Annotated in this window: 10 protein-coding genes; 5 read left to right on the top strand and 5 right to left on the bottom strand. The window is 66.6% G+C overall.

Annotation, left to right across the window (positions count from 1 at the left end; all coding sequences use genetic code 11):
• The first annotated feature begins 12 nt into the window (after nucleotides 1–12).
• Together CHF16_RS41880 and CHF16_RS39520 are read left to right on the top strand one after the other, a co-directional pair.
• Entirely contained in the window at nucleotides 13–6,702 is a 6,690-nt protein-coding gene (locus CHF16_RS41880; RefSeq protein WP_143228032.1) for an RHS repeat-associated core domain-containing protein, read from the top strand.
• Between the two features lie 11 nt (nucleotides 6,703–6,713).
• Complete coding sequence (locus tag CHF16_RS39520) at nucleotides 6,714–7,145, top strand: hypothetical protein (RefSeq protein WP_143228031.1); 432 nt, start codon at nucleotides 6,714–6,716, stop codon at nucleotides 7,143–7,145.
• Between the two features lie 244 nt (nucleotides 7,146–7,389).
• On the opposite strand, the gene CHF16_RS18215 is transcribed toward CHF16_RS39520, so the two are convergent.
• Both CHF16_RS18215 and CHF16_RS18210 read right to left on the bottom strand, forming a co-directional pair.
• Complete coding sequence (locus CHF16_RS18215) at nucleotides 7,390–7,593, bottom strand: DUF397 domain-containing protein (protein ID WP_089327258.1); 204 nt, start codon at nucleotides 7,591–7,593, stop codon at nucleotides 7,390–7,392.
• Between the two features lie 23 nt (nucleotides 7,594–7,616).
• A complete protein-coding gene (locus CHF16_RS18210) occupies nucleotides 7,617–8,486 on the bottom strand; it encodes a helix-turn-helix domain-containing protein (protein ID WP_179271578.1) in 870 nt (289 codons plus the stop codon).
• A gap of 184 nt (nucleotides 8,487–8,670) precedes the next feature.
• Here CHF16_RS18210 and CHF16_RS40320 point away from each other — a divergent pair, with 184 nt between their 5' ends.
• The 3 genes from CHF16_RS40320 to CHF16_RS18200 all read left to right on the top strand — a co-directional run bounded on the left by CHF16_RS40320 (nucleotide 8,671) and on the right by CHF16_RS18200 (nucleotide 10,331).
• Entirely contained in the window at nucleotides 8,671–8,988 is a 318-nt protein-coding gene (locus CHF16_RS40320; RefSeq protein WP_179271577.1) for a hypothetical protein, read from the top strand.
• Nucleotides 8,985–9,392 (top strand): ATP-binding protein, encoded by a 408-nt coding sequence (locus CHF16_RS18205; protein ID WP_179271576.1) that lies wholly within the window; start codon nucleotides 8,985–8,987, stop codon nucleotides 9,390–9,392. The genes CHF16_RS40320 and CHF16_RS18205 overlap by 4 nt, the downstream gene beginning before the upstream one ends.
• 69 nt (nucleotides 9,393–9,461) lie before the next feature.
• On the top strand, nucleotides 9,462–10,331 hold the full coding sequence (locus CHF16_RS18200) for an alpha/beta hydrolase (RefSeq protein ID WP_245868745.1): 870 nt from the start codon (nucleotides 9,462–9,464) through the stop codon (nucleotides 10,329–10,331).
• Here the strand turns inward: CHF16_RS18200 and CHF16_RS18195 are convergent.
• From CHF16_RS18195 to CHF16_RS18185, 3 genes are read right to left on the bottom strand one after another with little or no spacing between them, the layout of a single operon-like run.
• Complete coding sequence (locus CHF16_RS18195) at nucleotides 10,321–11,247, bottom strand: LysR substrate-binding domain-containing protein (RefSeq protein WP_089327255.1); 927 nt, start codon at nucleotides 11,245–11,247, stop codon at nucleotides 10,321–10,323. The genes CHF16_RS18200 and CHF16_RS18195 overlap by 11 nt on opposite strands.
• A 44-nt stretch (nucleotides 11,248–11,291) precedes the next feature.
• Nucleotides 11,292–13,127, bottom strand: a complete 1,836-nt coding sequence (locus tag CHF16_RS18190; protein ID WP_089327254.1) for an ABC transporter ATP-binding protein — start codon at nucleotides 13,125–13,127, stop codon at nucleotides 11,292–11,294.
• On the bottom strand, nucleotides 13,127–14,155 hold the full coding sequence (locus CHF16_RS18185; protein WP_089327253.1) for an MvdC/MvdD family ATP grasp protein: 1,029 nt from the start codon (nucleotides 14,153–14,155) through the stop codon (nucleotides 13,127–13,129). The genes CHF16_RS18190 and CHF16_RS18185 overlap by 1 nt, the downstream gene beginning before the upstream one ends.
• Nucleotide 14,156: the final 1 nt, after the last annotated feature.

Below are 14,156 nucleotides of genomic sequence, written 5' to 3'. Positions count from 1 at the left end.
GATGAGGCGTCTGTGAAAGGTGTGTTGCGTGCGCTGGGCCGGGCGCATGGGCTGATCGCCACTGTGGCGGTCATGCTCGCCCTGGCTCTGCTTGCCGGAGTGGCGGGCGAGGCGGCTGCGGCGGTGCGGCCCAGACTCTCGGAGGACGGGACCGACCGTCGTCCGGCCACCCAGAAAACTGCTCGGATAAAGGGCAAGGCCGTCAAAGCCCGGGAGAGCAAGCTTCCGGGCACGGCCGGCACACCGATCACGTCCAAGCCTCCTGCTCCGGTCTGGCCGGAACCGGGCCAGGGCACCGCGGACTTGTCGGCGCTGGGGGCAGGCAAGAGCAAGGACGGTCAGGCCTCCAACGGATGGGCGCGGGCCGGCAAGCTACCGGTCTGGGCGGGCGCACCCGCCGCCCGTAGGGGCGAGCGAACGGCCCGCTCGGCGGTGCCGCCGCGCGTGCACGTGGAGATGGCTGACCGCAAGACCGCGAAGGCCACACGCACTGAGGCAGTCATGGCGGTATCCGCCCCGCATGCGGGAACTGTCAGAGTCGGGCTCTCCTATGCGCAATTCAAGGACGCCCACGGTGGCGATTGGGCGTCCCGGCTGCGCCTGGTGAAACTACCGGCGTGCGCGTTGAGCACCCCCGAACAGGCGCACTGCCGCCAGCGCACCGTCCTGCCCACGGTCAACGACACCAAGACCGCGACACTGTCTGCCGATGTCACCGTGACCGACGGCTCCGCGCAGACCGGCACCGCCGCGGCCGAGCAGGCGACGGTGTTGGCCGCCGAGGCGGGCCCGTCCGGCCCGACTGGTGACTGGGGCGCCACCAGTCTGTCCCCGGCGTCCAACTGGAACGCGGGCAGTAACACCGGAGAGTTCTCCTGGAGCTATCCGATGCGGCTGCCGCCGGTTCCCGGCGAGTTGATGCCCGAGGTCACAGTCGCTTACAGTTCCGGGGCGGTGGACGGCAAGACCGCCGCCGACAACTCCCAGGCCTCCTGGATCGGCGATGGCTTCGACTACTGGCCTGGCTTCATCGAACGCAAGTACAAGCCGTGCATCGATGCCGGCCACGCCTCTGGCGACCTGTGCTGGGGCCGTCACAACGCGGTGCTGTCCCTGAACGGACGCTCCACCGAACTGCTGTATGACAGCGCTGCTCAGACCTGGCGTCCACGCAACGACGACGGCTCCACCATCGAGCGGCTGACAGGCGCCACCAACGGCGACGACAACGGTGAGTACTGGAAGCTGACTGACCTGGACGGCGTCGAGTACTACTTCGGCATCAACCGTCCCGACGACTGGGAGAGCGGGGAGAAGGAGACCGACTCGACCTGGACGGTCCCGGTCTTCGGCGACAGCAGTGGTGAACCCTGTTACGACAGCACATTCAAGGACGCCTGGTGCCAGCAGGCATGGCGATGGAATCTCGACCACGTCGTCGATCCACACAACAGCACCATCACCTATTTCTACGAGAAAGAGACCAATTACTACACCCGCTATCAGCAAACCACCGGTGGGACCCGTTACGACTCCGGCGGCTACCTGAGCCGCATCGACTACGGCCAGCGCAAGGGCTCCACCTACGCCACTCCGGCCACCGCCCGCGTCCGCTTCTCCGTTGCGTCACGTACGGACCTGCCCGACGACCGGATCTGCGACAGCGGTGAAACCTGCGGCTACGGCAAGACCTCGCCGACGTTCTTCAACCGCGAGCGCCTGACCAAGATCACCACCAAGCTTCGCAAAGACGGGACGGTCGCCACTGAGGACCCCGGTTACAAGATCGTCGACAGCTGGGACCTTGGCCAGACCTACCAGAACGGCGCGCTCTGGCTGCACACCATCGACCAGACCGGCCACGACGGCATCGACACCCAGGCTCCGCGCATCACCCTGTTCGGCCAGCTCATGACCAACCGGGTGATCACTGGACGGTCCGGCACCGGAGTGGACGCTCTGCCCGGGTACGACCGGCCCCGCCTGGTCGGGATCGACAACGGCACTGGTGGAACCACAAGCGTCGGCTACTCCGATCCCTACGCCAGCCCCACACCGGCCGGAGAGTGCGTTTATTCGGCCGGCGGCATGCCCGATCCAAAGAGCAACACCAAACGCTGCTTCCCGGTGAAGTGGACACAACCCGACGGCACGCTGGTCAACGACTGGTACCACAAGTACGTCGCCAGCTACGTCATCGAGGCTGACAACACCGGCCAGTCCAGGTCTCAAATCACGCGCTACACCTACCTCGGCGACGCCGCCTGGCGATACGCCGAGGACGACGGGATGACCAAGGACAAATGGCGCACCTGGTCCCAGTGGCGCGGCTACGCCAAAGTCCGGACCGTTACGGGCGACGGTCAGAACGGTGAACAGCAGTCGCGCACCGAGACCACCTATGCCCGAGGCATGGACGGCAACTACCAGGGCAAAGGCAACCCGCGCCAGAGCGTGACGGTCACCGACTCCAAGAACTTGCTCGGTGGGATCAGCGACCTCGATCCGCTCGCTGGTGCCGTCCTGGAGTCCCGTAGCTTCAACGGCGCCTTCACCGACGCCGCCGAAGTCTCGGCGAGCGTATCGCGGCCCAAGTGGACCAAGACCATCAGCCGCACCTTTCACGACACCAACTCCGACGACGACATCACCGTTGACGGCGGACGCGTCCAACCGCAGTGGACCAAGGGCCGGTCGCGCAAGGCCGACGGTACCGACTTCAACACCGAGACCACTTTCGACTACGACTCGCTGGGCCGCACCGTCGCCGTCGACAACGAAGGCGACGTCACCACCGCCGCCGACGACACCTGCACCCGTACCGTCTTCCCCAGCGGCGCGGCGCCCGCCGGCGCGATCCAGTCCCAGCCGATCCGCAACCTTTCGGTAGCGGTCGATTGCGACAACGACGCCAGTCACGAACCGAACTTGGTCCCCGCCGACATGATCTCTGACACGAAGATCATGTATGACGGTAAGGCATACGGCGCCTACCCGACCGTCGGCAATGTCACCCGTACGGAAAAGGCCACCGGTGTCTCGGGCGGCCGCTCCACCATGGTGCCCGCCGTGACCACCACCTACGACGGGTACGGCCGTGTTCTGGAGACCACCGATGTCGGTGACCCTGCCACCCCTGACGACGACCGCACCACCACCTCCACCTACACCAACGCCCCCGAGGGCTGGCTGAAATCCAGCACCCTCACCACTCCGCCGGTCAGTGTCGGCGGTGCCACACCGGCCGGATTCACCACCACGACCCAGTACAACCCTGCCCGCGGCACCCCCACCAAGGTCACCGACCCGAACGGCCGCGTAGGTGAAGGCGAGTATGACGGACTCGGCCGTCTCGTTCGGGCCTGGCTGCCCAACAACATGCGCAGCAGGCACCCCGATCGGCCTTCCACCATCTACACCTACACCTTCCCCACCGACGGCAACCCGGTCTCGGTCACCACCAAGACCCTCACCAACGATGACCCGGCCACCTACGAAACCTCTGTCGACCTGCTCGACGGCCTGCTGCGGCCTCGCCAGTCACAGAACGAGGCCGTCGGCGGCGGCCGGATCGTCACCGACACCAAGTACGACAGCCGCGGCCTGGTCTTCAAGACCAACGCAGCCTACGTGCTCACAGGTGACCCGTCCGGTGTGCTGACCACAGCCGACGACAACCAGATCCCCAGCCAGACCCTCAGCACCTACGACGGCGCCGAGCGGATCCTGACCACCACGCTCTACAGCTACTCCACCCAGAAATGGACCACGACCAACCGGTACGACGGCGAGCGCACCACCGTCATCCCGCCCTCAGGTGCGATGCCTTCGGCGACCCTCACCGACGCCCTCGGCCGCACGGTCGAAACCCGCCAGTACAAGACCGCCAATCTGACGGGCCCCTACCTGGCGACCACCATCACCTACGACGGCGCCGGACGCCCCGCCGAGTCCCATGACGCCGCCGGCAACGTCTGGAAGACGACCTACGACGTCCAGGGCCGCCCCGTCACGAGCACCACCCCTGACAAGGGCACCTCGACCGTCACCTACGACCACTTCGACCAGGTCGCCACCAGTACCGACGCCCGCGGCACCACGCTGAACCGCACCTACGACAAGCTCGGCCGCCCCCTGGAGGTCAAGAACGGCAGCACGCCGCTGACCTCCATGACCTACGACACCGTCCCCTACGCCAAGGGCCTGCCCGCCACCTCCACCCGCCACATCGGCACCGACAAGTACACCACCGCCATCACCGGCTACGACGGGCTCTACAACGCCGAGGGAACGACCGTCACGATCCCCGCGTCCCAGGGAGCGCTCGCCGGGACCTACACCACCACACAGTCCTACAACTTCAACGGCTCCCCGCTCACCACCTCTTACCCGGCGGTCGGCGGGAGCACGGGACTCCCCACTGAGAACGTCACCACCGAGTACAACGACGCCGGCCTGCCCGAATGGACGCACGGCCTCGCCGCCTACGTCGCCGACACCACCTACAACGGCCATGGCGATATCACCCAGCTGGCCATGGCAGCGGTGTCGGACAAGTTCCTCTGGCAGACCTTCGACCGGGACCCGGCCACCAACCGCCTGACCCGTTCCACCGTCAAACGCCAGGCCTCGACTGCCACCTTCGATCTGGAAACGAAGTACGACTACACGGACGCCGGTTCCATCAGGTCGATCCTGACCAACGCCGCAGGCAAATCCGCTGATCGGCAGTGCTTCACCTACGACTACGCCCAGCGGCTGACCGAAGCCTGGTCCACCACCAACACCGACTGCACCGCCGCCCCGACCGCCACCACCATCGGCGGCCCCGCTCCCTACTGGACCAGCTACGAGTACGACCCCAACGGCAACCACGGCGACAAGGTCGGCAACCGCACCAAGGAGATCCAGCACTCCTTCGCCGGCGGCCCCACCGCCGACAAGACCCGCACATACACCTATCCCGCCCCTCTCGGCGACAGCGGTGTCACCAGCCCGCACGCGCTGAAGTCGCTCACCGAAACCGACGGCACCACCAGCACTACCGACCTGTACACCTACGACCAGGTCGGCAACACCCTCACCCGCCCCGGCCAGAAACTCGTCTGGGACGCCGAAGGCAACCTGTCCAAGGTCACCGACGACTCCGGCAAGGAACTGGCCAGCTTCATCTATGACGCCGCTGGCAACCGTCTCATCCGCAAAGACACCAACGGCTCGACCCTGTACCTGGCCAGCCAAGAGGTAAAGGTCTCCACCAGCGGAACCGTCACCGCGACTCGCTACTACAGCCACGCTGGCCAGACCATCGCCTACCGCACCGGCACCTCCAGCTCCACCATCCAGTTCCTCATTCCCGACTACCAGGGCAGCGCCGACACCACCGTCAACGCCGTCGACCAGAACACCTGGAGCGTCCGCCGGTTCGCGCCCTTCGGCGCCGAACGCGGCAGTCCAATGGGAACCTGGCCTGCCCTCATGGACAAGGGCTACGTCGGCGGCACCAAAGACAACACCACTGGGCTGACCCACCTCGGCGCCCGAGAATACGACCCGGTCACCGGCCGTTTCCTCAGCGCCGACCCGATCACCGGCGGCGGCGACCCCCTCACCGCCAATGGCTACTCCTACGCCGGCAACAACCCCATCGACCACTCCGACCCCACCGGCATGCTCCTCGACGGCGGGGCACACGGCACCCTGCCCAACTCCAATAGGACCGAACGCGAAGATATCAACAACCAGCACCGCAACAACTTCAAGTATGGGGGCGGCGGGACGATCTACGTCGTGCCGTCCATCCCCTCGGGTGGTGGTTGCTGGGTCGGCTGCAACGGCAGCGTGGGAGCAAAGTCGGTACCGGTCAAGAAACACTGCGGCTGGAGTTGCAAGGTTGGCAAGGTCGGCGGCTTCCTGAAGAAACACCAGGCCACGATCGCCGGACTCGCAGCCGGCGGCATATGCCTAGCCGCAACCAGCGGCACCGGAACCGTAGGCTGCGCCGCCGTCGCCGGATGGGTCTACGGAGCAGTCAGCTATCACCAGAACACACCCGCCGACCAGCAAACCCTCCTGGGTGGCTTCAAAGCCAGCCTCACCGGCGCAGTAATAGAAGTCGGCCTAACCATCACGGGGGCGAAAGTCGCCAAAGTCGCGGCTCCGCTACTCAAGAGAGTCGCCCCCAAGATCATCCAAAAGCTCGCTGGCAGAGCCAAGGGCGGACCTCCAGGTGCCGGCAGCAGCGTAGCCAAAGCAGCACCAGCATCGGCCAAAAACACAGGAAAGGCGACGAGTCATGCCCCTACCGCTAGTCGGCCGGTCTATCGTGGAGATCAACGACCGCCCGAGGCCATTGCAAAAGCCGGAGGATTCAAAGCTAAGGGCGGAACTGATGACCTCAAACTTTACGTGACTTCCAACGAGCCATCTATTTTTATTTCAACTTCCAAAAAACTCAAAATGGCAGTGCAGTTCACCATGCGTAGTAAGACGGGGATGCGTGGGTATGTCTACAAGATCGAAGGCGCGCCAGATGGTATTGATGTAAACAAGACGCTGGGGCTGTTTTGGATGATGAGGAACGGCTTTCCGGGTGAGCGCGAAGTTGCCTTCAAGGAGGTGATTGACGCTCAGTTTATCACTGAATATCGTGAATATAGAGGAGGAGTTCCAGTTGGGGATTGGTTGCCATTTCCGCAGTGAAAGGTGATTGCGTGAAAGAGGGTATCTCGGTTCTAGTGCCCCACGAGGGCGTGCTCGTGTGGACATTGCTGGCTGACTACGAAAATCTGAAGTGGAAGGTTGAGGTCAACGGTGGGGATGGTGCGCTTTGGGTGGGAGAGGGGGATGATCTTTTTGATGCGTTCCGCGCTGCGCGGACGGAGCCCGAACGGCATGGTGTTCGCTTCCTGGTCGTGGGGGCAAGAGTAGACTGCTGGCCAACGCGAATGGGTAGCCAAATGGGTGGAATGAAGATAGCTGTCCATCGTCGACCTGGAGTCCAAATGATGATCTACAATATCATTAGTTTTTTCTTTCCGAAGATTAATTATCGGTACATATTCTCCTCCGCATCTCTGTCGAAGGTAGGGACAGTGGCAGAGCAGGATGCTTATCGACGAGCGTGGCTTCGTCGCAGTCTGTAGCGTTTGGTTGCATCTTGAACGTCGTTGGCGAGAAGTAGGTGGCGTCCATGCCGTGTCTCCCGGAGGGTGGGTGGTGGTCGGAGTGGAGGCAGACGGGTTCATGGAAGGTCGTAGCGGCCCTCTCGTGCATCGGTCACGAACGCGGTCCAGTTCTGGGGGCTGAACGCCGTTGTTGGTTGTGCGGCCCTTGCGTCATGTCGTGTGCGTGAGTTTGCTGCGGTGTATGACGCATCCTGGTGTTTGGCTAACGGTCGTAGCGTCCGGCCCGTGCTTGGTCGACAAAAGCGGTCCAATCTTTCTGGCTGAGCACGAGTTGGCCGGATGTGGGAGCCTTGCTGTCGCGGACGGCGATCACGTCCTCAACTTGGGCGACTTCGACGCACTCGCCGTTCTGGCCGCTGCGAGAACTCTTGCGCCAGATGGCATGAGATGACTGCGGGTTGCCCATCGCGTACTTCCTGTTCGTAGAACTCAGACGATCGCGTCCGCGACCCGATTGATCAGGGATATCGAGTCATCGGGGTCCAGGGCGGCCGTGAGTAGATGGTCGAATGCAATCATATATGCCTCAATGTCGCTTGTGTGTTCCAGGTAGATACCGTTTGGGATCGTCTCGAGGTACACCACGTTCGGGTCGGTCGGCTGAGCAAAGCTCAGGATGACGAATGGGCCGGTAGTGCCAGCGTGGGCGCCGCAGCTGAACGGAATGATCTGTATGGTCGCCTTCCCCGCGTCGGCCATCGATGCCAGGTGCATCAACTGCTCTCGCATGATCGTCTTACTGCCGACCGTACGATGCAGCGCAGCCTCGTCCAATACCGCCCAGAGACGTGGACGATGTGCCTGCCTGAGGACCTGCTGACGTGCCATGCGCACATGCAGCCTCCGATCGACCTCGTCCGACTCCAATTCCTGGGGGCCGCTGCGGATCATCGCGCGTGCGTAGTCGGGAGTTTGGAGAAAACCGGGCACCACGAGGGGCTGGAATGCGCGGATGACCGCAGCATCCGCCTCAAGGCCGATGTAGACCTCATATGGATCGGGCAGAACGTCTCGGAAGGAGTACCACCAGCCAGGCTGGCGAGCCTCGCGGGCGAGTTGGATGAGCCCCTCCTTCTGGGAGCCGGTGACGCCGTAGAGGTCGAGGAGCTCGCGCACGCTGCGGGGCTGCGGTTTGGTGCGGCCGGTCTCGATGCGGAACAGAGTCGAGTTCGCCCACTCGAGGCGGCGCGTCACCTCGTCGCGGGTGAGGCCGGCGGCCTCCCGGCGCCTCGTCAGCTCCAGGGCGAGGCGGCGGGCGCGGAGGAGCGGGCTGTGACTTCGATCTTGCTTGCCGGTCACAAGGTGTCTCCTGTCTAAGCCGGATTTCGTATGCAGTATTGCGCAGCGTGTGTGCGTAGTGCATTCTTGCGAACACAGAGTGCCACCGACTGGACGAGTGGCGCAGAGAAACGAAGAGAGCGGCCCCGGGCGGTGCGGCCACACCGAGCCCCGGGGCCTCGCCCGACTGGAAAGGAGTCGGACTGTGTGCAATCTACCGAAGCCCCCGGAGCGTGAGGTGCCTGGCGGGCCGGGGCGGGACGGGGTGACGCTGGAGCGGTTCCGGGTGCTGGTTCGGCTCATGTGGGCGTTGCGGGAGGTCGGACAGGGGTCCGTGCTCTACCTCGACGCCACGGCGGAGCCCGTGCTCTCGGTTCCGCTGGTCGCGCGGCGGCGGTCGCTGGCGGTGCTCGGCGTCCAGGAGCGGGACGGGCGATGGGCCTACCTGTGGGACGCGGCCTGCAAGGTACCGGCCGAGTCGGTGCGGCTGGCCGCTCGGCGGATCGCCGGGGTGTCGTCGTGATCGTCTGGGAGCGGAGGGATGTTCGGCTGTCGTCCAGCGAGGGGCTGGGCGTGCGGGACATTCGTACTTACGTGAGGCGGGCGCTGGAAGGGGTTGAGCACTCCTTCGACCTGGACGACGTCGACCTGATGGTGTGCGAGATCGCCACTAACGCCGTCCGTCACACGGACAGTGGGTTGCCCGGGGGTGGGGTGCGGGTGTCCGTGCTCGTCTCGGCTACCCGGCTGCGGGTCGAGGTTCAGGATGAGGGCGGGGCGCGGGGGCGGCCGATCGTGCCGGCTCAGCGGGGCGGGCTGAGCGAGTCCGGGCGGGGGCTCATGATCGTGGACGGGCTCGCCGACCGGTGGGGGATCGTCGACGGCCAGGACGGGGTCTCCGTGTGGTTCGAGGTGGCGAGCGGATAGCAGAGTGGTGATAGCCGCCGGGTGAATCGGTATTTGCCCGGTCGTGCGGGGTGGGAGGAGGGTGGGAGCGTGGACGATCTAGATGACTGGCCGGGGAGCGGGCTCAGCGACGAGGAACTGGACGTCGCCTACAACGTGCGGCGGAAGGCCGGGCCGGAGCTCTTCGAGCGGCATATGGTGCGGTACCGGGAGCTTTCGGAGCAGGCCGTGGACGGGCTGCCCGGCCATCCAGGGATCGTCTACGACGAGGCCAGCGGCGAGCGGCTCGATGTGTGGGGGACCGGGGACGACGGCCTGCGGCCCGTGTTCGTTTTCCTGCACGGCGGCTATTGGATGGCGCTCTCGCGGGACGTGTCGTCCTTCATGGCGCGTGCCCTGTACGAGCAGGGCGTCGCGACCGTGGTGCCTGACTACACGCTGGCGCCGGAGGCGTCGCTTGAGGAGATCGTCCGGCAGGTGCGGGCCGCTGTGGCGTGGGTGTATCGGCATGGACGGGAGTTCGGCCTCGATTCCGAGTGGATCGTGGTGGGCGGCAGTTCGGCGGGCGGGCATCTGACCGGGATGACGATGGTCGGCGGCTGGCAGGACGACTTCGGGCTTCCGCGGGACGTGGTCAAGGCCGCGATGCCGTTCAGCGGGCTGTTCGACATCCGGCCGATCACTCGGGTGTATGTCAACGAGTACGTGAAGCTTGATCTGGAGCGGGCTGCCGCGCTGAGCCCCGCTCTGCTGGACGCCGACCATCGGTGTCCTGCGGTCTTCGCGGTCGCGGAGGACGACGGGGATGGGTTCTTGGAGCAGTCGAGGCTGTTCCAGCCGCAGTGGGGTGCCGGTGAGCTGATGATCGTGCCCGGCCGCGACCACTTTGACGTCGTGCTCGATCTCGCCGATCCGGAGTCGCGGGTGAGCACGGAGCTGATGCGCCTGATCAGGCGGTGAGCGCCGCCGCCTCGCGTTCGAGGTGGTCGAGCATCAGGCGGGCCGACGGCGTCGGGGTGCGGCCTGCGGGGAGTGTCACGCCGACCTGGCGGCGGACCGTCTCCAGCGGGACGGGCAGCGGCGCTATGTCGACGTCGGTGCGGGCCACCAGTTCCGGGAGCGCGGCGATCATGTCGGTGTCGCGAACCAGGGTCCGGACGGTCAGGACGGACGTGCACTCGACCAGGTTGCCGGGAAGCGTCAGGCCCGAGGCGCGGAAGACCTGTTCCAGTTCGGTGCGCAAGGCCGTCTGCTCCAGGGGCAGCACCCACGGGTAGGCGAGGAGGTCGGCCAACGTGAGGTCGGGTACGGCGCGAGCCGGGTGGTCTTGGCGGGCCACCAGGAGAACTGGTTCGCCGTAGAGGGTGAGCTGGCGGAGGCCGCGCAGGTCGTCGATCGGGTTGAGGCGGCCGAGGATCAGGTCGATCTCGCCGTCCAGGAGGCGCGGCACCTGGGCGTCGAACGTCGCCTCCTGGACGATGACGGTGATGCCCGGCCGGTCCTTCTTGAGCGCGGCGATCGCCCGGGGGAGCAGGACGTTCGAGCCCGCCAGGAGAGTGCCGATCGTGACCGTGCCGACTTCGCCGTCCGCCAGGCCGGTGATGCGGTCGCCGGCGCGGCGGAGTTCGGCCAGGACGGCGCGCGCGTGCTCGATGAACGCCTCCCCGAACAGCGTTGGTGTCACGCCTCGCGGGCCTCGGGTGAACAGGTCGACGCCGAGGATGCCCTCGACTTCGCGCAGGCTGCGGGTGACGGCGGGCTGTGCCAGATGCAGGTGCTCGGCGGCCCGCAGGACGCTGCCCTGATCGGCGATGGCGACGACGAGCACCAGGTGCCGGAGCTTCAGCCGTCCGTTGAGGAGGTCGATCGCGCGCATGCCGACTTGGTATCACAGGACGGTGATAGCGGGATCCGTCAACCTCAAGCGCTGGGTATGTCTGACGGGTCCAGGTACGCCTCGGCCTGGAGCGTGAACAGCTCGGCATAGCGCCCGCCTGCGGCCATGAGCGAGTCGTGGGTGCCGTGTTCTGCGACCTGACCGTCCGCCAGCACGTAGATGTGGTCCGCCATCCGGACGGTCGAGAACCGGTGCGAGATCAGCAGGACGGTCCGTCCGGCGAGCAACGTCCGCAGGCGGTCGAACAACTCGTGTTCCGCACGGGCGTCCAGCGTCGCGGTCGGCTCGTCCAGGATGACGAACGGGGCGTCCCGGAAGAACGCGCGGGCCAGTGCAACCCGCTGCCACTGGCCGCCCGACAGGTCCGTGCCTCCTGCGAACTGGGGGCCGAGCAAGGTCGAATAGCCGTCCGGCAGGCCGCGCAAGAACCCGTCCGCCCCGGCCGCGCGGGCGGCCCGCGCGATGGCCTCGGCGTCGGCTGGTGCCTCAGGGCGGCCCAGCGCGATGTTGTCGGACGCCGGGAGCACGTAGCGCTCGAAGTCCTGGAACAGCACGGCGATCGACTCGCGCAGGCCGTCAGCAGAAGCGCCTGAGACGTCCACGCCGTCATACAGAATCCGCCCCGACTCCGGCCGGTACAGGTGCGACAGCAGCTTCGCCAGAGTCGTCTTACCCGACCCGTTCTCGCCCACCAGCGCGACGACCTGCCCCGCCTCGATCCGCAGATCAACGCCGTCAACAGCAGGACGCGCGGCAGACGGATACGTGAACGAAAGGTTCTCAGCCGTCAGCACGCCGAACGGCGGAGGCGGCGACCCAACCGGCCCGCGCTCCGGCGGGGTCAGGAACGAGGTGAGGTCCTGGACGAAGGGCGCCGCGTCGAAGAGCTGGTCAGTACCCGCAGCGGACATCCGAAGACGTGCGGCCAGCAGCATGACGGCGGTGGCGGCGGCGCCCGCGTCGGCCACCGGCATTCCGCCGGTCGCCGTGTACGCCAGCAGCAGTCCGAGCACAGCCCCCAGCGCGATGCCGCTCACGCACCGCGCCGCCAACGTAATGCGCAGGCGGGTCCGAACCGTACGGCGGATCTCTTCAAGACGCTCCTCGGTCCGCGCCTCCCAGCGTCCGCGCAGGTGCGGGGCCAAGCCGAACGCCCGGACCTCAGCAGCCGAGCGGCGGCTGGTCAGCACGTCCTGCAGATAGCTGCGTTCCCGCTCGGCAGGGGTCAGCCGGAACAGTGCGCCGTACAGCACCTGCCCGCTCTTCAGCCCGGCCAGCCACAGCGGCGCCCCTGCGGCCAGCGTTGCGGGGACGAGCCACGGCTCGATCGCCGCGAGCGCCAACGCGACCCCGGCGGTGGCCATTAGCGCGCTGGTCAGCGCCCCCAGCCCTTGGACGACCTGATGCGGCCGGATCCGAGCGCTCATCGAGGCGCGCTCAAGCCGGTTGTGGAAGGCGGGGCGTTCGAATTCCGCGAGGTCGACCGTGCAGGCGACGTCCAGAATCCGGCCCATCGCGTACCGGTTGAGCAACTCGCTCAGCACGTCGTCTCGCGACGACGCGACCGAGACCGCGACGGCGATCAGCCCCGTCATCGCGAGGACGACCGCGCCCTGCAGTAGAACGTCGGCGGTGTCGGCGCCGCCGAGCGCCTGGTCGAGGAGGTGACGTCCGCCGAGCAGCGGCAGCACGAGGCCGAGGCCGGCGACGGCCTGGAGCGCCGTGATGAGGGCGTACTCCCGGGGCGCCGCCGACGCCGCGAGGCGGACGGCGCCCCAGACGAGCCGGGGCAGCCGCCGCAGGCCGACCTGCGGCGGCTGCGACCACTCGGCCGCGGTGACGGGCGGTGGATCGTCCATCAGTAGCCGATTTGCTCCACTTCACCGGTCCGGCCCGCATGGCCCTTCATCAGCAGGTCGGCGATGCGGTCGCTCATCGGCAGCCCGAGGTCGTTCTGCATCCACATGAACTGGCCGTTGGGGTTGGACTCCAGGAACACGTGCTCGCCGTCCGGGGTGACGATGAAGTCGACGGCGGCGTAGACGAGCCCGAGTTCGTCGAGCAGCGCCCGGGTGCGGCGGACGACGTCCTCTGGCAGCGGCCGGTAGTCGCCGTAGTTCATCTGGATGTCGGCCCGCCAGTCGACCTTGGTCCGCTCCGCGCCCTGCGAGTCGATCACCACGGGGAAGTAGCTGTCGCCGATGACGGTGAGCCGGACCTCGTACGCCTTCTCGATGTACTCCTGGAACTGGCAGATGGTGTGCCGGACGCGGGGGAGGTGCTCGTCGATCTCCTCGCCCAGCACGGCGGTGAACAGGCCGGACGGGAACGCGCCCGGGTAGTGGATCACCCCGCCGCTGAGCGACTTGTAGACGAGCTTGCCCTCGCCCTCCTGCTTCGCCAGCCGCGCGACCTCGTCCGGGTCGTTGGTCAGCAGTGTCCGCGGGACCCGCAGACCGGCCTTCTTGGCGAGCTTCAGCTGGTAGGGCTTCAGGTCGGCGACCGCGTCCAGGTCGGGTCGGTTCATCCAGAGGCAGTCGGTCGAGCGGAAGATGCCGCCGACGCCGTGCTGCGCCTCGTAGCGGGCGAACTCGCGCTCGGCCTCGCCCATGTCGTCGCCGAACTCGAACGCGGTGGGCCGCCGGTACCAGACGCCGGACAGGGCGTTGAGGTCGACCTCGCGGTCGATCTCGCCGTCGTGGTGGCGCATGACGGCCCGGTCCGCGCCGTCGAAGTCGGACGTGGCGAAGCTGAGCCGGCGGGGGAAGTAGCTGGTGTCGACCCGGAAGACCCGGGCGCCCTTGGCCGTGAGGCTTCGGACGACCGGGTCGACCGTCGGGTCGAAGTCCTGGGTGAGGATCAGGACCTCTGGCCGATCGTCGTTCACG

It is taken from the genome of Actinomadura meyerae (assembly GCF_900188445.1).
Taxonomy (GTDB): Bacteria; Actinomycetota; Actinomycetes; order Streptosporangiales; family Streptosporangiaceae; genus Spirillospora; species Spirillospora meyerae.
This window is presented reverse-complemented; position numbering and strand designations above follow the sequence as displayed.